Below are 19,000 nucleotides of genomic sequence, written 5' to 3' on the forward strand. Positions count from 1 at the left end.
AGAAAGAATGTCTCTACAAGGTGAACAAGTTCTCGTCACCGGGGCGACCGGGTTTCTCGGCGGCGCGCTGGCGCTTAAGTTGGCGGCGCAGGGCGCGCGCGTCCGTGCCCTCGTGCGCACCCCCGCGAAGGCCGAATTCCTCCCCCCGGAAATCGAACGGTTTCCGGGTGATGTCACCGACACCGCCGGCATGCGCCGCGCCGTCGAGGGCTGTTCAGTCGTGTTTCATGTCGCGGCTGTCTTCAATGGAGTGGCGCCGCAGTTCGCCGTGAATGTCGACGGCACGCGCTCCGTCGCTGCCGCGGCGGGTGAAGCGGGCGTGAAGCGGTTGGTACATGTCAGCTCGATTGCCAGTTACGGCGTAAACTACACGACCGATGTCACCGAAGACATGGCACTCGCCCCCGGCGCGATGCCCTACAACATCACCAAAGCACAGGGCGAAAACGTTGTGCGCGAAATCGCCGCACGCTACAACCTGTCCTACGCCATCATCCGCCCCAGCATGATCTACGGGCCGAAGTCGGGACTGTGGACGGAGCAAATGTTCCGCCTCGCCAGTCTCAATCCAACGCCGTGGATCGGTGATGGCAGTGGTTCCGCCTATCCGATTTATGTTGATGATGTAGTTGATCTCCTCATCCTCGTGGCGACCCACCCCAACGCGCACAATCAAGCGTTTAACTGCACGCCCGACCCGTCACCGACGTGGCGCGACTACCTCCAGAGCTATTCGCGCTTGGCTGGGCACGACAACTGGCTGGCCATCCCGCCGCTGCTCATGCTCGCCGTAGGCGGGATCGCCATGCTGGTCTCACCGCCGTTGAGCGAGGGCCGCGACCTGCCGGACATGATTCAATTCGCCCGTCGTCACATCACGTTCAAGATGACCAAAGCGCGTGAGCTGCTCGGCTGGCAGCCACAAGTCGACCTCGCGACCGGGATTGCCCGTTCCGCCGACTATCTGCGCTCCATCGGCAAACTCACGTGAGCGACCTCCTGACGCTGCTCCTCGCCGCCGCTCTGCTGGCCGGGGTGATCGCGCTTGGTTGGTGGCTGCTCATCGCCACCGAAGGCGTGTATCTTGGTCGCCGTATGGTGATCTGGCTCTATGACCTGTACGCCGGACGCTACGACGGCATCAAGCATTTCCGCCGCGAATACGATCACATGTACCTCGCGCAGCCCATTATGGAACGCATCGCCCCGATCAAGTCACCGCTCGTCCTCGATGCCGCTACGGGGACGGGGCGCTTACCTCTCGCCCTGCTCCGGCACGCGCATTTTCAGGGTCGCGTGATTGGCGTGGATCTCAGCCGCCGCATGTTAGGTCACGCCGCCGTCAAGTTCAACGACGCGCATGCCAATCTGCTGTGGGCTCCGGCGGAGCATTTGCCGTTCGCGGATAACTGCTTCGACGTCGTGACCTGCCTCGAAGCCCTCGAATTCATGGGACACCCTGAAACCACGCTGATCGAACTGATCCGCGTGCTGCGCCCCGGCGGCATTCTGCTCGCGACCAACCGCATCAACACCAAGCTCATGCCCGGCAAGACTTACGTCGACGATGACGTGGCCGCCATGCTCCAGCGCAACGGCATGGGGCAAGTCGAGATCATGGGCTGGCAAGCCGACTATGATCTCGTGCTGGGCTACAAAAAGGGCCAGTCCACGCCTACCCTCGCCCGTCCGCTCGGGGAACTGCTGCTGTGCCCGCGGTGTGGGCACGCTCACCTGACCGACGAAGGCGATCACTGGGTGTGTTCCAACTGCGGGGCGCGCGCCCCCGTCGGTCACGATGGCGTGATCGAACTGGCTCACCTTGCGCGGCGCGGCTGAAATCCATACAATGCGTCCCAATTCGGACTACAACTGATGAGGGACATCTTGAAACTCCTCCCCAACGAACTCACCCGCATGGTCAATGAGGCGATTCGCGCCGCGCAGGCCGATTCGTCACTGCCCAGCTTTGACATTCCCACGCTCGACGTGCGCCCCTCCAAGCGCGCCGATCAAGGCGACTTCAGCGTCGCCGTCATGGCGCTGAGCAAACTCGCCCGCGGCAATCCACTCGACATCGCTAACAAGATCGCGGCGCATATGCCCACCGCCGACTTCCTCGCCTCAACCGAAGTTGCGCCGCCCGGCTACATCAACTTTCGCGTTGATCCGGCGTGGCTCAAGTCTCAAGTGGAGACCATCATCGCGGAAGGCGATGAATTGTTCCACTTGGAACTCGGCCAGGGGAAGCGCGCGCAGGTCGAATTTGTGAGCGCCAACCCGACCGCCCCGCTGCATATTGGTCGCAGCCGCGGCGCCATCGTCGGTGATGCCGTCGCGCGCGTACTCGAAGCGACAGGCTACGAGGTTCAGCGCGAATACTATTTCAACAATGCCGGCGTGCAGATGACGAATCTCGGCAAGAGTCTGCGCCTACGCTACCTGCAAGCGCTCGGCGATGCCATTGACGAGAATGAACTCTCGTATCAGGGCGAATACCTGAAAGACATTGCCACCAAACTCGTCGCTGATCAAGGTGCAGCGCTGCGCGACGCCGATTGGAAGCCCTTCAAAGAATACGCCGAAGCGCAGATGTTCGAGATCATCAAGACGACGCTCAAGCGCGTGGACATCCGGCACGATCAGTTCTTCAACGAGAACAGCCTGTACGACAGCGGCGCGGTGTGGGATACGCTCGAAGAACTCGACCAGCGCGGCTATACCTATAAAGCCTCCGTACCTGAAGACGCGGATGCCGAAGAACGCGCCGACGCGGGAGATAAGGGTGAGGCCGTCTGGTTCCGCAGCACGCAGTTTGGTGATGCGAAAGATCGCGTACTCGTCAAGGCGAATGGCGACCCGACCTACACCCTTCCCGATATCGCCTATCATAAGAACAAGATCGAACGCGGCTTCGATATCTGCGTGAACATCCTCGGCGCGGATCATTATGTGCAGCATCAGGTGGTCAAGCATGGCCTCACTGCGTTGGGCCTCGATGCCTCAAAGGTGCGCGTCATCATTGTGCAGATCGTGCACCTGCTGCGCGGCGGCGAAAAGGTCAAGATGAGCTCGCGCAAGGGCGATTTCGAAACGCTGGACGACCTGATCGACCAGACCAGCGCCGATGCAGTGCGCTATGGTCTGTTGGCGCGCACCAGCGACTCGCACCTCAATTTCGACCTTGACCTCGCCGTCAAGCAGACGAACGAAAACCCGGTCTACTACATCCAGTATGCGCATGTGCGCTGCGCGGGCATCTTCCGCGAAGCGGCGCTGCGCGGCGTGACCGACGACGGCGCGAATTTGAATCTGCTTGGCGACGCCGAAATGAGCTTCCTGCGCAAAGCGCTGGAACTCGGCGAAGTGCTCGAACTGGCGGCGACGCACCTTGAACCGCATCGCGTCGCGTTCTTCGCGCTGGAACTGGCGAACACCTTCCACCCCATCTTCGATAATGTTCGCGTGCTGCACAGCGAAGTTCCGCCGGAAGTCGCCAAAGCGCGCCTGCGCTTCTACCGTGCCGCGCAGATCGTGCTGAAGCGGGTGCTGCGCCTGATGGGCATGACCGCGCCGGAAGTCATGTAAAGCGGCGAATTTTCGCAAATCGATTTATCCTGTAAGGGCGCACGCTGCTGCGCCCTTTTCTGACACTGGAGGGAAACTCATGGGACTCAAGGCCGATGTCTGGATTCGCAAAATGGCGCTCGAACATGGGATGATCGAGCCGTTTGTCGAGCGGCAGGTACGCGAAGGCGTCATCAGCTTCGGGCTGTCGAGCTATGGCTATGACATGCGCGTGGCCAGCTCATTCAAGATCTTCACGAATGTCTACTCTGCCATCGTCGACCCGAAGAACTTCTCGCCGCAGTCGTTCGTCGACGTCGAAACCGATGTGTGCATTGTGCCGCCGAACTCGTTCGCGCTCGCGCGCTCCGTCGAATACTTCCGCATTCCGCCGAATGTGCTCACGCTGTGCGTCGGCAAATCGACCTACGCGCGCACGGGCATCATCACCAATGTGACGCCCTTTGAGCCCGGTTGGGAAGGCTACGTGACCCTCGAAATCAGCAACACGACCCCCCTCCCCGCCAAAATCTACGCGAATGAAGGCATCGCCCAGGTCGTGTTCTTCGAAGGCGACGAACAGTGCGAAGTCACCTATGCGGACCGCAAAGGTAAATATCAAGGGCAGGTCGGCGTCACCCCACCGAAGCTTTAACAGGGAGGCTTGGGCCCGCCGCCGCGCCCCCGCCCGCCCCCGGGGGGCCGGGGCCCGCGGGGGGGGGGGGCCCGGGGGAAGCGGGCCGCCGGGGCCCGGGGCGTCCCCCCCCGACAGGTTACGGCCGGGGGGGCGGAATTGGGCCGGCCGGGGGGCCAGGCGGGCGCGGGGGGACCGGCCGGCGGGCGCGCCCCCGCCCCCCGCCGCCCGCCCCGGCCCGCCGGGCGCGCGCCCGGGGCCGGCCGGGGGGGGGGACGGCCCGAGCGCCCCCCCGGCCGACGGGGGGGGGCCGGCGAGGGGCGGGGGGGGGGGGGCGCGCGCCCGCCCCGCCGCCCCGGCCGGGGGCCGGGGGGGGGGGCGGGGCGGCGGCGCCGCGGCGGGGGGGGGCGGGGGGGGGGGGGGGGCGGGCGGGGGGGGGGGGGCGGGCGCGCGGGGGGAGGGGGGGCGGGGGGGGGGCGGGGGGGGCCCCGCCCCGGCGGGGCGCGGCGCGCGGGGGGGGGGGGGGGGGGGGGGGGGGGGGGGGGCCCCCCCCCCCCCCCCCCCCGCCCCCCGGCGGCCGGGGGCCGGGGGGGGCGGGGGGGGCCCCGCGCGCGCCCCCCGGCGGGGGCGCGCGGGGGCCGGGGCCCCGGGCGCCCCCCGCCCCCCCCCCCCGCCGCCCCCCCCCCGGGCCCCCGCCGGGCCGGGGCGCCGCCGCCGCCGCGCCCGCGCCCCCGCCGGGGGCGGGCCCCGCGGCCCCGCCCCGGCCCAGGGCCGCCCAACGCCCACATTTATAGACCCAGTGGAACCCGTCCTGATGGCGGGTTTTCTGTTTACGTCGGAAACTGGCGTTTGCTTTTTCCCTCCAATCCGTGATTTAATTACACTAGTCTTGTTTCATGTTCCAAACTCGTAATCTGTATTGCGAGAAATGTTATGTTGACAGCAACTGAGCAAAATCGACACATTCTAATCGTAGAGGACGACGCAGATACGGCGGAGATGGTCAGCATCTTCCTTGAAACTGCGGGCTATACGACGGCGACTGCCGACAGCGGTGAGATCGCGCTGAACGAAATCACGGCGCAGCAGCCAGACCTCGTCCTACTCGACCTCGGCTTGCCCGATATGTCGGGGCTGGATGTCCTCAAGCAGGTGCGTGCCAGTTCATTTCTCCCTTTGATCGTCATCAGTGGGAAAACGCAGGAACGCGACAAAGTTGTGGCACTCGAACAGGGCGCAGACGACTATATGGGGAAGCCCTTCTCGCAAGAAGAACTTCTCGCGCGGGTGATGGCACTCTTGCGCCGCGTGGGCTGGACGCCGATACCCGATCCCAAGCTGAACGTCCGCCATCTCGAGCTCGATATGGCACGGCGGCAGGCGAGCATTCGCGGCAAGCGACTGCAGGTGACGCCCGTCGAATACGGCATCCTCGTCACGATGATGCGCAACGCGGGCGAGGTCGTCAGTCATGATGAGCTGCTGCACGCCGTATGGGGTGAGCAGTATCAAGGCGATTACTCGGTGCTGCGCGTGAATATCTCCCGCCTGCGCCAGAAACTAGAAGAGAATCCCCGCCACCCGTCCTATGTGGTCACAGTGCCCGGTCAGGGCTACATCATGCCGCTGAAGCGTCCGTAGTATGCGTTTACGCCTCTTATTGTTGTTCATTGGGGCGATCCTTGTGGTCGCCACCTACACGTTCCCCTTCTGGCAGCCGCTCGTACAGCAAGACGCCGCCGTGCAAGAGATCGCCTTTCCCGGTCTCGCGCTTGATCTGCAAGATGAGTTCCTCAGCTTACCGCCCGAACAGCAGCGCGCCTACCTGAATCTGCGCCAAACCGAGCCCGAGCAAGCACTGGCGATGCTGGTCGCAGCCCTCCAGCCCCGCCGCGCCGCCCCCGAAGATGATCAGGAAATGCCAGAGCTAAACGCGCCGATCACGGCGGCGACCGGCACCTTCTTGACGCTGGACGCCATTCGCTCAGCACGCGGGACGGCGACCATCTTCCAGCAAGCTGATAACAGTTTGCTCATGCGCTTCGAAGACTTCGCCATGCCCAACGCGCCCGATGCTCGCGTCTATCTTTCGCCCGCCTCCGAACCAGCGACCTCCGAAGAGATGCTGGCCGAAGAGACAGCGGTCGAAGTTGGGGAACTGCGTGGCGCGATTGGCAACCAGAACTATGTGCTGCCCTCCAGTGTCGATCTCACGCTGGTGCGCAGTGTAGTGATCTACAGCCCCCAACTCGACCTGATCTACACGTATGCGCCGCTGTTCGTGCGCGTTGGGTAAAAACCGAGCATGACTGACGACTACGCCGCGCTCGCCCCGGTTTACGACCGCTTGGGCTTATCCGGTTTTGCTGAAATCGTGACGCCACAGATCATCGCCTTCGCCCAAGCTCAGGATTGGGCGGGTCGGCGGGTCGTCGATCTCGGCTGCGGCACGGGCGCCAGCGTCCGCTGGCTGACGGCGAACAAATTTAGCACGGTCGGCATCGACCTCTCGTCGGCGATGCTCACACTCGCGCAGAAATCGATCGCCAGCTCGGGCGTCGGTTTGCGCTGGCTGCAAGGTGATATGCGGGCGCTGGATGATCTCCACGACATTGATCTCGTGCTCTCGCTGGATACGCTCAATGAGCTGAACAGCCTGCGCGATCTGGAAATGGTCTTCGGCGCCGTCTTCAAAGCGCTCGCGCCCGGTAAGCTGTTCGTCTTCGACCTGCACACCATTGAAGGTCTGGCGCAGCGGACCCCGCTCAGCTACATACTTGATACGGATGACTTGACTGTCCTCCGCGCTGAAGAATTCGACCATGAACGCCTCGCCAACATTGCCCAATACACCGTCTTCGAGCGAGCGGGTTACCTGTGGCGGCGCTGGAGTACGACGCGTACCCTGCGCGGTTTCCCGATTCAGGTGGTCAACGCCTTGCTAGGACGCGCGGGTTTCGGCATAATGGCGCTCATGACTGAACAGATGCAGCAGTTTGACCCCACCGCAATGCGGGCGGGGCGTGTCGTCTTCTTCGCACAAAAACCGGAGTCGGTGTGAGCCAGTTCGAAAAACTCGTCGTCCAGCTTGACAAAGAACACTCGGCGCTGCGCGCGACCGTGATTGTTGCGTTCATCACCTCGTGGGCGATCCTGTTCCTCGTGTTCAGCAGCGTGATCGCCGACGCCGGCTTCAATCTGTTGGCCGTTTTTCTCGCCTCTGCGGGCGCATGGGGGATCACAGCGGTGCTCGAACGCTACCTTCAGGGCCGCTGGACGAGTGGGCGGGTGGTTGAAGTCGATGCGGACGGTGTGCGCCTCAAGCGCAAAGGCACGGTCGAGGGCGAAATCCTCTCTGAAGACCCGGCGCAAGTGGCGCTGTGGCGCTTCACGGTGACCAAGCGCGCCCGCGTGCCCAAAGGCCACTCTGTGTTCGCCTGTGCGGTCTATTTCGAAGACACCTACGTCCCCGTGTACACATTCTTCTCGCCCAAACAGGTCGAAGCATTCGCGGACGCCGAGCGTTTCGCCAAACTTGCCAGCTCCAAAGCGGCCGCGGGCGAACGCGAAGACTTGCGCCTCGCGGGTGAGCAGCGACGACTGCGTGAAGCCGAAAATCACCGCTGGTCGCATGGCGGCGAAATGTCCGCCGACGACTTCCTGACCTATTATGCCCGCCTGAAGGCGCAGTATCCCGAATGGCTCGACTCAAAATCTTCTTGATCTTCATCGCGGCGCTGATCCCCTTCGTGGGCGTCCGCGCGCAGACGATTCTCACACCCTACGTGGAGATGTCCGGCAGTGTGCCCGCGGGCGGTTCGCAGACATTTACCTTCAGCGCGCAGAGCGGCGCGGTCGTGTCGCTCATCGCGCAGGCTGAATCGCCGGAGCTTGACCCGATCCTGTCCCTGAGTGATCAGGCCGGACGACCGCTGTACAGCAACGATGACTACGCCTATCCCGATAGCCCTGACGCCCTGCTCGAAGCCGTCACCCTGCCGCGCACCGAAACCTACACGGTCACCGTAACCGGCTTTGAGGGGAGCGCGGGCGACTACGCACTCACCCTGCTCCCCGGCTACGGCAATCCGCTCACCATCGAAGACTTCAGTGGGAGCGATTGGGACAGCCCAGACGACGCACAGGCGACCCGTTCGAGTAATATTCTGTCGATGTCGGTGGAGGGCGTACGCGCTACCGGAACCGCGCAGAACACTGATGTCGCAGCGCCAGCCAACTTCATGGCGCAGGTCGACGTGATTGAGGTGACCAATCCATCCGGTTGGACGGCAGGCATCACGGCGCGGCGGCAGGGCAATTCCTATTATCTGTACGAGATCAGTGCGCAGGGGTTGTGGCGCTTCTCGCGCTATGCCGACGGCACCGCGACTGTGCTGCGCGACTGGACAGGGCATCCGAGTATCCTTGCGGGCGAACCGACTTTCACGCTCGGTTTCATGGCGAATGGAGTCGGCTTTGACTTCTTCTACAACACCGCGTATGTCGGCAGCGCCAACGATGCCACGCTGACCGAAGGCGGAACCGTCGGCTTATCCATTGGCACAACCTCATCGCTCACCAGCACCACCACGGCGCAGTTCGACAATCTGGTGATCACGACGCCCGTAGAAGTCAACGGCGCGCGGCTCATCCCGAACGAAATCCCACTCGCCGAAGGTACCGGCTTGGTCATGGCGCTCAAACGCCAGAACTTGATCGCGCCGGATGGCGTCATGTCGCTGACCCTACCGGAAAGCTCCGTACAGTTCGCGCGCCCCGGCATCAACCGCTTGATGCTCGGTCGGGGGACGAATTACACGAATTTCGCGCTCGGGGGCACGGTCAATATGCAGGGCGGCACGCCGAGCGGTGACGTCGGCTGCGGCATCGTCTTCCGCTTCACCGATGAGACCCACTACACCCTTGCCTACATCGATCAACGCGGGGGTTATGGCATCTCCGAACGCGACGGCGAAGACTTCCTCCCCGGCCTGTACGGAACACGCGAAGGGCTCGGTCAGGGTCAGCATCACTTGCTCATCATCGCAGACGACAATACACTCTATTTCTATATTGACCGCCAGTACGTCGGCACCGTCGACGACCCACCGCGCGAAGGTCAGGTGGGGATCGCCGTCGTCAACTTTGAAGCCCTCAACACATCGTGCAGTTATACGAACCTCTGGCTGTGGGAATGGGACTGAAAGGCACCACGTGACCCCGACTGAATCCGCGATCTTGCGCACGGTGCTGTATGGAGATGTCTTTGACTTTGCGCTCACCGTACCGGAAATCCACCATTTCCTGATCGCGGATCAGCCTGTCCCCTACCCTGAACTTGTCCACACGCTCGAACACTCAACCTATTTACGTTCCATCCTCACCGTCGAGGCGGGCTATGTCGTTTGCGGCCACCGCCGCGACCTCATTCCCCTGCGCCAGGAACGCGACCGAGTCGCCGCGCAGCTCTGGGAACAGGCGCAGCGCTACGGCGTGTGGCTGGCGCGCCTGCCCTTCGTACGGATGGTCGCGCTGACCGGGGCGCTGGCGCTGCGCAATCCGGCTGGGCTGGCCGACGACCTCGACTATCTGCTGGTCACAACGCCGAATCGCGTGTGGTTGGCGCGCGCCTGCTCGATTCTGCTGGTACGCTGGGTTAAGCTCCGCGGCATTGTGATCTGCCCCAATTACGTGCTCGCGGCCACGGCGCTCGAACAAACCCGGCGCGACCTGTTCATGGCGCGCGAAATCACGCAGATGATTCCGCTCTATGACACCGGCATTTATTCGGCGCTGCGCGCGGCCAATGGTTGGGTCACCGCGTATCTACCAAATGCTAAGGCGCCCTTCTATCCGCAGCCCGAGCCTGCCGCCGGACGGGGGTGGAATGCGCTAAAACGGCTGGCTGAAGCGCTTTTGGGCGGCGCAGTGGGGGACAGACTAGAACAGTGGGAGTTTAAGCGAAAATCGCGGCGTTTTGCGCGGGAGCTGCACCAGCCCACCAGCGCCGCGCAGATCGATGCCGAACACGTCAAAGGGCACTTCAACGATCACGGGCATCCGATCCTCAGAAAATATCAGGAGCGCCTCCGCCGATATGAACTCGACGCAGAAACGCTCCCGATAGCCGGTGATTGATTTGTCTGTAGGGGCAAGGCGTGCCTTGCCCCTTCACAAGCGGATTACTTTGGGTCAGCGGCGCATGACCGTGCCGAGCGCGTCGCACGCGGGGCACGAACCATCCGGACGGATCATCGCGTAACCACCCTGCGGATCGTCAGCCGTATACAGCGTGAAATCTACATTCCACACAATCATCAAACGCACGCGACCACTTTGCGCGGCGCGGGTCGCCGCATCAGCCAACCACGACGCCTGTTCGGCGACCGAGGTATTTTGACCCCACGCGAAGTTCGCAGGCAGCGGCGCGCTGAAACCATCGGGGCTCAGGTAGCCGAGTTCGGAGAAGCAGGCCGGTTTGCCGCCAAACGGTGCGAGGCCGCGGCCCAGCATCGACTGGAAGTAGTAGGTCGGGTAACCACCACGCGGATCACCGCTGGTCTGGCTCGGCGCGATGATGCCTTCGTTGTAGTGCAGACCAACGCAGTCCATGTAGTTCGCCGCGCCCGCCGCCGCCATCTGCTGCATGAACGTATCGTCGTTGCAGCCGCCAGTGCCACAGCCCGCCGAGCCGAAGAAGCCTGTCGGAGCCGGAGCGCCGCTGATCACGATGGTGTTCGGGTTGCGCGCCTTGATGGCGTTGAACGCCGCCGCCAGCATGCGCGTGTAGCTGCCGCCGTTGATCTGGCCAGCCGGCCATTCACGGTCGATGTTCGGTTCATTCCACACTTCGATGGCATCCGCGCCGAGCGCCGCGACACCGCCGAGGTAGGTCGCGAAGCCCGCGACATACGAGTCAAAGCTGGCGCCGAGCGCCGCCGGATCACCAACGATGCCGAGCAGCACCTTGAAGCCATTCTGGTGCGCGCCATTGATCAGGTTGGCGACACCGCTCGGGTCAGCGCCCGCCGCGTACCGCACCTGATGCTTGACCCACGACATACCAGCGCGGCGCGCCGCATTGACCGTGTTCGTGCTCAAGCCGAGGACGTGACCGCCCAATTCAAAGGCGCCTGTCGCCCCCGCGCCCGCCACCGGAGCCGGCAGACCAGCCGCGCCCGGAGCCGCGGTTGCTTCGGGTGCCGACGGAGCCGTTACCTGATCGCACGCGGTCACAATTGTTGTGTCGAAGCTGGTACGGCCTTCAAATTGGCGGCCATCCAGCGCGGTGATGACGAAGCGCCAGCCGAAATACAGGCTGCGAGCCGTCGTCGGGTCTTCGAGCGCTACGCAATCGTCAATCCCGTTGACGAATTCGACTTCTTCAAACGAGTAATTCTGGACAATCGTCAAGTCGACGTTGAACTTCTCTTCAACTGCGGTGCGCGCCGCCGAAAAAGCGCGCCAAAGGGGATCGTTAGGGGTCGGCGTAGGGCCGGTCTGCGCTTGGGTCGCCGTCATCGGCGTCATCGAGAACAGCGCAACCAGCACGAGAAGCAGCAGCGCGCTGGCAAATTGAATGCGTCGTGGCATGTGGGATTATCCTCTAAATCTTCGAACAAAAAACCGGACTACCCTTACAGGTAATCCGGTCATGAAGATTACATCACTTTCGACCGATTTTCCATAGCGTAGGAAAATCGTAGGTTCAGCGTCATTGAAGCGCTTGCACTGCGTCCTGCCGCAGCGTCGCGAGTTTCTCCAGCAGTTCCGCCTCACCGCGCGACGACAAAATCTCGTGCACGGCATCCATCATCTCGATGAGCACCGGGCCAAAATCAGCTGCTTGTTCAGCCAGCGCTTTACGTGCCTCGGCTTCCGGCTGCGAGAGCAAATCGTTGATGAAGCGCAGTTCCGGCTGCATGTTATCGCGCAGCGCGGCCACCACGCGGTCGTAGACCTGCTTCAGCCGCGCGGACATTTGAATGTTGCCCGTGCGCTGCGCTTCCTGGATGTTGGCAGAGAGCACCGCCATGAATGTATCGTCGAGATACGGCATATTCTCTTCCACCGCGGCGTCGACATCCGGACTGTTGACGAGCTGCTGCAAGAGCTGTGCCGCCTCCTGCACGACCATCTGCTGCTGCTGGTCGACCAACTGTGTGAGCTGCACGAGCTGTTCGCGTACCGATTCCATATAGTCACGTTGATCGGCGGGCGCGCTGCCCACGCGGGTCGTAAACTCGGTGAAGAACTGGTAATCGAACGCCGGTCGCGCCAAACCAACCAGCGCCTGTAAGCGGTTGGCGTCCGCGCCGTAGCGCAGCGCCAGCTCGATGAAATCGGCGCGGGTCGCCCCATTGCCGAGCGCCTGCAGTTCGGTCGCCACTTCGCGCACGATCTCTTCCTGCTGGCGGTTCTCCTCCAGCAGCGTCTGCCCGAAGCTGGAATAAGTCGCTACACGTTCCTGCACGGCGAGCACCTGCTCGGCGAGGTCCGGGCGATTCTCCTGGACCATGCGCTGCGCCATGAGCGACATCGTTTGCAGGAACTGCGCGTCGACTTTGGCGTCGTTCTGCTGTACCACCGATTCAAGCAGATCGGCGGGTGTCGACATGAAGGTCTCGATCAAACGCACACGGTCACGCTGCTCGTTCATCATTTCGGGCGTGACGCCGTCGGCCTGCAAAATCGTATCCATCATGCCTTGCAAAGTGAGCGCCTGCTTGGGGTTGAACAAATACCCCTTCATCGCCTCTTTCGGCAGCTTGGAAGTCAGTTCCTTCATCAGCTCGCCGATGACCTTCTCCTGCTGCTGCTTGGGGAGCGGCGTTTCCATCGGCACATACACCAGCAGCAGCTCTTTGCTCCCGTCGTGGTACAAAATCGGCGTGGCGATGTTCACGGGCGTGCCGCAATTCGGGCACGTGACAGCGTTCAGCCGTCCGCTGAGGAAGCGGGCTTTAGCTTGCGGATCGGACGTGACATCGATGACCGATTCGACCACTGCCGTAATCGGATTCCGGCAGTTTGGGCATTGGATATTCATTTGTCGAGCCAAGAGTTATCTCCAGAACTAGAAGTGGTTATTGCTGCGGTAATGTGAAGGTAAACGTGGATCCTTTTCCCGGCTGACTTTCGACGGTGATTTGCCCGCCGTGCGCTTCGACGATGGACCGTGCGAGAAACAGCCCCAACCCTGTTCCCTGCGTGCGGCGGCTCAGTTTACCATCCACGCGGAAGAAGCGCTCAAACACGCGCTCCTGATCAGCTTCGCTGATACCGACGCCCTGATCTTTGACGAACACGCTCACCGTGTCATCGGTAAAATAGCCGCCCACGCGGATTTCACCGCCCTCGGGCGAATACTTGATCGCATTGCTCAGCAGGTTGTCAATCACCTGACGGAGACGCTGCTCGTCCGCCTGAATGACGGGGTAATCGTCCGGGAAATCAACAATCAACGTATGCTTGCGCGTCTGTGTGCTGAAACGCTCAGCAGCGCTCGCGCAGACGTGATTCAAACGCACATCGTCGAGATTCAGTTCCAAGCGCCGCTGCGCGTGGATTTTGCTCGTCGTGAGCAAATTTTCGATCAGCACGTTGAGCCGATCCGCTTCCTCTTCGATGACGCCGGAATACTCGCGCACGACCTCCGTGTCCCAATCGACATCTTCGCGGCGCAGCGTCGCCGCATGGCCTTTGATGAGCGCGACGGGGGTCTTCAGTTCGTGCGAAATGGTGGAGATGAAGACGTTCTGCATCTCCTGCGCCTTGCGGAAGTTGGTGATATCGCGCACGTTAGCGATGATGTTGGTCAGGTGACCATCCGCCGAAAGCAGCGGCGCATACAGAATGCCAATGCTGATGGACATGCCATCGCGACGGAGCAGATCCCCCTCGACATATAACGTTTTGTTGTTCGCACCGTTGACATCGGTGAACGGATAGCCGTGCTCCAGCGCCTCTTTAAGGTCGGTACTGTCGCGCCGTTTCCATTCGAAGACTTCGTCGTAATCGAGCCCGATAGCGTCGTCAGCGTGCCACGCAGTCATGCGTTCCAGCGCGTGGTTGAACGATACGATGCGCCCACGCGCATCGAGGATCATCACGCCGTCCGCGCTGTACTGCACAATCGCCGCGAGCTGTTTGCGCTCGTGGTCAATGCGCTCATAGAGCTGTGCATTGTGCACCGCAATCGACGCCTGATCGGCGAAACTTTGCAGTACCTGAATATCATCGGGTGTTGCCGTCGTCACGACCGAGCGAAACACCACCAGCAAGCCGAGTGGTTCGCCCGCGAACACCAGCGGCAGCGCGAACGACTGGCGCAACCGCTTATCCAACAGCGCCGCCATTTCGCGGAGCTGCGCATCGAGCGCGTCGAAGGCAGGCATCTCCAGTTCAAAGATCTTGCTGAGCTGCTCGTTGAGTTCGGGGTAACGCTCGCTGTCGATACCAACCGTCGCGCGAATGCGATAATCCCCGGCCACATCGCGTAAGGTGATCAAACCAACCGTGCCGCCGAGCATCACGACCGACGCGTTCAAGACGCGCTTCAACACCTCGCTCAAATCAAGTTGAGCGGTGATGGCCCGCGAAATTTCGAGCAGAAAATCGCGCTGGCGGACGCGGTAGTCAAGCAGCATTAACATGCGCGGCATTGTAACATAGGACGCAACGCGCTTCAATCAGCCACGTCTCTAATTTGCAATTTCCTATACGGTTCTTATATACTAGAACACATATTCTAATTCTTCAGGTGACGATTATGGCTGAGAAAACACTCGCTCAAAAACTGAGCTTAAAACCGGGGTATCGCGCCGTCATCCTCAACGCGCCCGAGAGCTATCTGGAGGGGCTGCAGCCGCTGCCGGAACGCGTGAGCATCGTCGAGGAAGTGCGCGGCGTGTACGATTTCGTGCAGGTGTTCGTACGCAGCCGCAAGGACATCGAAACACAGGCGCTGGACGCGATCGCGGCGCTGCAGCCGGGCGGTGTGCTGTGGTTCACCTACCCCAAGAAGTCGAGCGGCATCAAGACGGATGTGACGCGCGATTTCGGTTGGGAGACGGTCTACGGGGCGGATTATGGCCCGGTGTCGAACGTTTCGCTGGATGACACCTGGTCATGCCTGCGCTTCAAGCCCGAAAAGACTATCGACCGCAAAGCCGACTCCCAGTTCCGGAAGAAATGACTAAGTGTAGGGGCAGACCTACGTGTCTGCCCGTTTCGGGCGCACACACAGGTGCGCCCCTACATCTGTTCGTGGGTTTCTTTCGAGAACCTACTTTACTCGGTTACTATGGTTTGTCGAGCTTGTGCGCAACCGCGCCCACGTCTTCCATGCCGCCCTTCGTCACGACCAGCGCCGCCGCGCCGACGAGGCTGACGTTCTCGCCCAATTCCGCCGGGCGGATTTCGAGGTCTTGCCAGTAGGAGCTGTCCAGCGCATGTTTCTTGATCGCGTCGCGCATGGGGTTGAACAACAGGTCGCCAAGCGTACTCACGCCGCCGCCGAGTACGATGATTTCCGGATTGAACACGTGCAGGAACGTCACCATGCCCAGGCCGAGGATGAAGCCCGCGCGTTCGACAATCGCCAGCGCCAGTTTGTCGCCCTGCACCGCGGCCTTGCCGACCGTGCTGCCGTTGACCTGCGTCAGGTCACCGTGGACTATGTCGCGCATCATCGACGTTTGTCCGGCTTCCATCGCGGCGACGGCCTTACGCGCCAGCGCCGGGCCAGCCGCTTCGCGTTCCAACGAGGAGACGCGGTCACCGTCCACAATCATCTGAATATGGCCGAGTTCGGCACCCAACCCATCCTTGCCAAGCAGCAGACGCCCATCGCTCACCACGCCGCCGCCAATCCCAGTGCTGACCGTAATGAAGATCACATGGCGGAAGCCGCGCGCCGCACCCCGCGCGATTTCCGCCAGCGCCGCCACATTCGCGTCATTGCCGAGGTAGGTCGAATAACCGAATTCCTTCTGCAAAATCTGCACGAGCGGGACGTTATGCCAACCGGGGAGATTAGGCGGCGCGACCACCACGCCGGTATTCGGATTCGACGGCCCCGGCGCGGAAATGCCGATCCCGGCGACATGCGTGTTCGGATCGCTCGGCAGCATCTGCCGGATCATCTCTTTCATGCGTTCAATTGTGCTCTCCGACCCCTGCGATGCCAGCGTGAGGATCTCTTTGCGGTCGACAATGTTCATCTCGCGGTCGACCTGCGCCACCCGCAGGCGCGTTCCGCCGAGATCAACACCAATGATGCATTCGTTCATGTTCGCTCACTTTTCCTGCACAGTTGTAACAGGCGAGGCGCGCCTGTTAGAATAACTGTTCATATCGACAATATGTACTAATTTTGCCGTGTTACCGCGAGTACAGCAATGTCCCAAACCACGCCTTTGCGTCAGCAATATCTTGACATCAAGCGCCAGTACCCTGGCGCGATTCTGTTCTTTCGCTTAGGCGACTTTTACGAGACGTTTGATGAAGACGCGGAGGTCGCCGCGCGCGAGCTCGATCTCGTGCTGACGAGCCGTCCGGTCTCACGCGATCAACGCGTGCCAATGGCGGGCGTCCCCCACCACGCGATTGACGCCTACATCGCCCGCTTGATCGAAAAAGGCTACCATGTCGCGATTTGCGAGCAAGTCACTGAGCCGAACGGCAAAGGGCTCGTCGAACGCGAAGTCACGCGCGTCGTCACTCCCGGCACCGTCGTCGAACCCGAACTGCTCGCCGAAAACCAGCCGAATTACCTCATGGCGATCTTCCCGGTCGGCGAAGCGAGCCAGTGGTCGAAAGCGGGCATTGCCTACGCGGACATTTCGACGGGCGAGTTCGCGTGTACGCAGCTCGAAAGCGACAATGCCGCCGTGCTCGTGCTCGAAGAACTAGCACGCCTCGCCCCGCGCGAAGTGATTATGCCCGCCAGTTGGGTGGATCGGGGCGTCACGCTGCCGCCGGGCGTGTCGCTCACGCCAATTGCCGACTGGCGTTTCGAATTCGGGCAAGCGCAGACCGTGCTGACCGGGCATTTCGGCGTCAAAACGCTGGATGGCTTTGGCCTCGCCGAGATGCCCTATGCCGTGTGCGCCGCGGGTGCCGCGCTTCACTACCTGAGCGATACGCAGCGCGGCAATCTGGCGCAAATCGCCACGGTGCGCCCGTACACGACGGCGTCGTTCATGGTGCTCGACCAGTTCACACGGCGCAACCTTGAACTGACAGAGACAGTGCGTTCGCGTTCCAGTAAAGGCAGCCTGCTCAGCGTGCTCGACCGAACGGTCACGGCGATGGGCGCGCGCCTGCTGCGCACCTGGATCAGCCAGCCCCTGCTCGACTTGCCGCGTTTGAACGCGCGCTTGGATGCGGTGGAATCCCTCACCAGCGATCAGGTGCTGAGGACAGAAATCCGCGACTATCTGCGCCTCGTCTCTGACCTTGAACGCCTGACCAATCGCTTACTCATCCGGCGTGCCGGTCCGCGCGACCTGCTGGCGCTGCGGCAAAGCCTTGAAGCGGTGGCGCCGATTCGTGAGTTGATCACCAAAGTGCCTCAGCTTGAACCGCTCGCGCAGCGCCTCGACCCGTGCGACCACATCCGCGAACAGGTCGAGGCGGCGATTTCGGAGGATGCCCCCGCCGTCATCAAAGAGACGATTGGCATCATTCGCCCCGGCTTCGCGCAGGAATTGGATGACATTCTCAACGCCACGCGCGACGCCCGCGAATGGATCGCCAATCTGGAACCCAAAGAGAAAGAACGTACGGGATTCCGACGCTCAAAGTCGGCTTCAACAAGGTCTTCGGCTATTACATCGAGGTCTCGCGCGGGCAAACGAGCCGCGTTCCTGAGGATTACATCCGCAAGCAAACGCTCGTCAACGCGGAGCGCTACATCACACCAGAGCTGAAAGAGTACGAAACGCTCGTGCTCAACGCCGAGGAACAGATCCTCGCCGTGGAGAAGCGCATTTTCGAGGATTTGTGCTACCAGTTCTGCGAGTCCGCGGATCGTCTGCTGAACACGGCGCGTTCATTGGCGCACCTCGACGCGTTCCTGTCACTGGCGGAAGTTGCGGTGCGCGAGGGTTACTGCCGCCCGACCCTCACCGAAGATGATCTGCTCATCGTCAAGGATGGCCGTCATCCGGTGGTCGAACGCATGCTCGACGGTGGCGCGCGCTACATCCCCAACGACACGCGCTTCGACAGCATGTCACGCATCCACATCATCACCGGGCCAAACATGTCCGGGAAATCGACCTATATCCGGCAGGTGGCGATCATCACGCTCATGGCGCAGATCGGCTCATTCGTGCCCGCCGACGAAGCGGTGATCGGGCTGGTGGATCGCATCTTCGCCCGCATCGGCGCGCAAGACGAAATCCACGCAGGCTACAGCACTTTCATGGTCGAAATGGTCGAGACTGCACGTCTGCTTTCCGGCAGCACACGCCGCAGCCTGCTGATTTTGGATGAAGTTGGGCGCGGCACATCGACGTATGACGGCTTGGCGATTGCCCGCGCGGTGATCGAATACCTCCACAATCACCCGCGGCTCAACTGCCGCACGTTGTTCGCCACGCACTATCACGAACTGACCGAACTGCCGAACATCCTGCCGCGCGCGCGCAATTTCAACGTTGGTGTGACCGAAGAAGGCGAACAGGTGGTGTTCTTGCACAAGGTGCTGGCGGGGGGCGCAGATCGCAGTTATGGTGTACATGTGGCGCAGTTGGCGGGCATGCCGCGTCCCGTGGTGGAACGCGCCCGCGA

16 protein-coding genes and 1 pseudogene are annotated in these 19,000 nt (G+C 61.9%); 13 read left to right on the forward strand and 4 right to left on the reverse strand.

Annotated elements, in window-relative coordinates; translation table 11 throughout:
* Positions 1–7 precede the first annotated feature (7 nt).
* The 10 genes from IPK17_RS25130 (at position 8) to IPK17_RS25175 (ending at position 10,339) form a co-directional block, all read left to right on the forward strand.
* A complete protein-coding gene (locus IPK17_RS25130) occupies positions 8–991 on the forward strand; it encodes an NAD-dependent epimerase/dehydratase family protein (protein WP_343420442.1) in 984 nt (327 codons plus the stop codon).
* Positions 988–1,839: a methyltransferase domain-containing protein gene (locus IPK17_RS25135; RefSeq protein WP_343420443.1), complete on the forward strand. Its 852-nt coding sequence runs from the start codon at positions 988–990 to the stop codon at positions 1,837–1,839. Before IPK17_RS25130 ends, IPK17_RS25135 begins: the two co-directional genes overlap by 4 nt.
* Positions 1,840–1,887: 48 nt before the next feature.
* On the forward strand, positions 1,888–3,588 hold the full coding sequence (gene argS, locus IPK17_RS25140) for an arginine--tRNA ligase (RefSeq protein ID WP_343420444.1): 1,701 nt from the start codon (positions 1,888–1,890) through the stop codon (positions 3,586–3,588).
* 79 nt (positions 3,589–3,667) lie between these two features.
* The gene (gene dcd / locus IPK17_RS25145) at positions 3,668–4,222 is read left to right on the forward strand and encodes a dCTP deaminase (protein ID WP_343420445.1); all 555 of its coding nucleotides are present in this window, start codon (positions 3,668–3,670) and stop codon (positions 4,220–4,222) included.
* A 912-nt stretch (positions 4,223–5,134) separates the two neighbouring features.
* Positions 5,135–5,842, forward strand: coding sequence for a response regulator transcription factor (locus tag IPK17_RS25150; protein WP_343420446.1), 708 nt, complete (start codon positions 5,135–5,137; stop codon positions 5,840–5,842).
* A 1-nt stretch (position 5,843) separates the two neighbouring features.
* Positions 5,844–6,497 (forward strand): DM13 domain-containing protein, encoded by a 654-nt coding sequence (locus tag IPK17_RS25155; protein WP_343420447.1) that lies wholly within the window; start codon positions 5,844–5,846, stop codon positions 6,495–6,497.
* Between the two features lie 9 nt (positions 6,498–6,506).
* Entirely contained in the window at positions 6,507–7,262 is a 756-nt protein-coding gene (locus IPK17_RS25160) for a class I SAM-dependent DNA methyltransferase (protein WP_343420448.1), read from the forward strand.
* Complete coding sequence (locus tag IPK17_RS25165; RefSeq protein ID WP_343420449.1) at positions 7,259–7,924, forward strand: hypothetical protein; 666 nt, start codon at positions 7,259–7,261, stop codon at positions 7,922–7,924. The genes IPK17_RS25160 and IPK17_RS25165 overlap by 4 nt, the downstream gene beginning before the upstream one ends.
* Entirely contained in the window at positions 7,900–9,405 is a 1,506-nt protein-coding gene (locus IPK17_RS25170; protein ID WP_343420450.1) for a hypothetical protein, read from the forward strand. The genes IPK17_RS25165 and IPK17_RS25170 overlap by 25 nt, the downstream gene beginning before the upstream one ends.
* 10 nt (positions 9,406–9,415) lie before the next feature.
* A complete protein-coding gene (locus IPK17_RS25175; protein ID WP_343420451.1) occupies positions 9,416–10,339 on the forward strand; it encodes a hypothetical protein in 924 nt (307 codons plus the stop codon).
* 54 nt (positions 10,340–10,393) lie between these two features.
* Here IPK17_RS25175 and IPK17_RS25180 read toward each other — a convergent pair whose 3' ends face one another.
* The 3 genes from IPK17_RS25180 to IPK17_RS25190 form a co-directional block, all read right to left on the reverse strand.
* Positions 10,394–11,794: a hypothetical protein gene (locus IPK17_RS25180; RefSeq protein ID WP_343420452.1), complete on the reverse strand. Its 1,401-nt coding sequence runs from the start codon at positions 11,792–11,794 to the stop codon at positions 10,394–10,396.
* Between the two features lie 121 nt (positions 11,795–11,915).
* Complete coding sequence (locus tag IPK17_RS25185; protein ID WP_343420453.1) at positions 11,916–13,262, reverse strand: CpXC domain-containing protein; 1,347 nt, start codon at positions 13,260–13,262, stop codon at positions 11,916–11,918.
* 25 nt (positions 13,263–13,287) lie between these two features.
* Positions 13,288–14,856 (reverse strand): ATP-binding protein, encoded by a 1,569-nt coding sequence (locus IPK17_RS25190; RefSeq protein ID WP_343420454.1) that lies wholly within the window; start codon positions 14,854–14,856, stop codon positions 13,288–13,290.
* A gap of 116 nt (positions 14,857–14,972) precedes the next feature.
* On the opposite strand from IPK17_RS25190, the gene IPK17_RS25195 reads away from it, so the two are divergent.
* Positions 14,973–15,398, forward strand: coding sequence for a hypothetical protein (locus IPK17_RS25195; protein ID WP_343420455.1), 426 nt, complete (start codon positions 14,973–14,975; stop codon positions 15,396–15,398).
* Positions 15,399–15,504: 106 nt separating this feature from the next.
* Here IPK17_RS25195 and IPK17_RS25200 read toward each other — a convergent pair whose 3' ends face one another.
* Entirely contained in the window at positions 15,505–16,494 is a 990-nt protein-coding gene (locus IPK17_RS25200; protein ID WP_343420456.1) for an ROK family protein, read from the reverse strand.
* 108 nt (positions 16,495–16,602) lie between these two features.
* Here IPK17_RS25200 and IPK17_RS25205 point away from each other — a divergent pair, with 108 nt between their 5' ends.
* Both IPK17_RS25205 and mutS read left to right on the forward strand, forming a co-directional pair.
* Positions 16,603–18,135: a MutS N-terminal domain-containing protein gene (locus tag IPK17_RS25205; RefSeq protein ID WP_502749009.1), complete on the forward strand. Its 1,533-nt coding sequence runs from the start codon at positions 16,603–16,605 to the stop codon at positions 18,133–18,135.
* Positions 18,033–18,959 (forward strand): annotated as a pseudogene (mutS, locus tag IPK17_RS25210) (DNA mismatch repair protein MutS); the annotation flags it as partial. The gene IPK17_RS25205 and the pseudogene mutS, both read left to right, overlap by 103 nt.
* Between the last annotated feature and the right edge of the window lie 41 nt (positions 18,960–19,000).

It is taken from the genome of Candidatus Flexifilum breve (assembly GCF_016713355.1).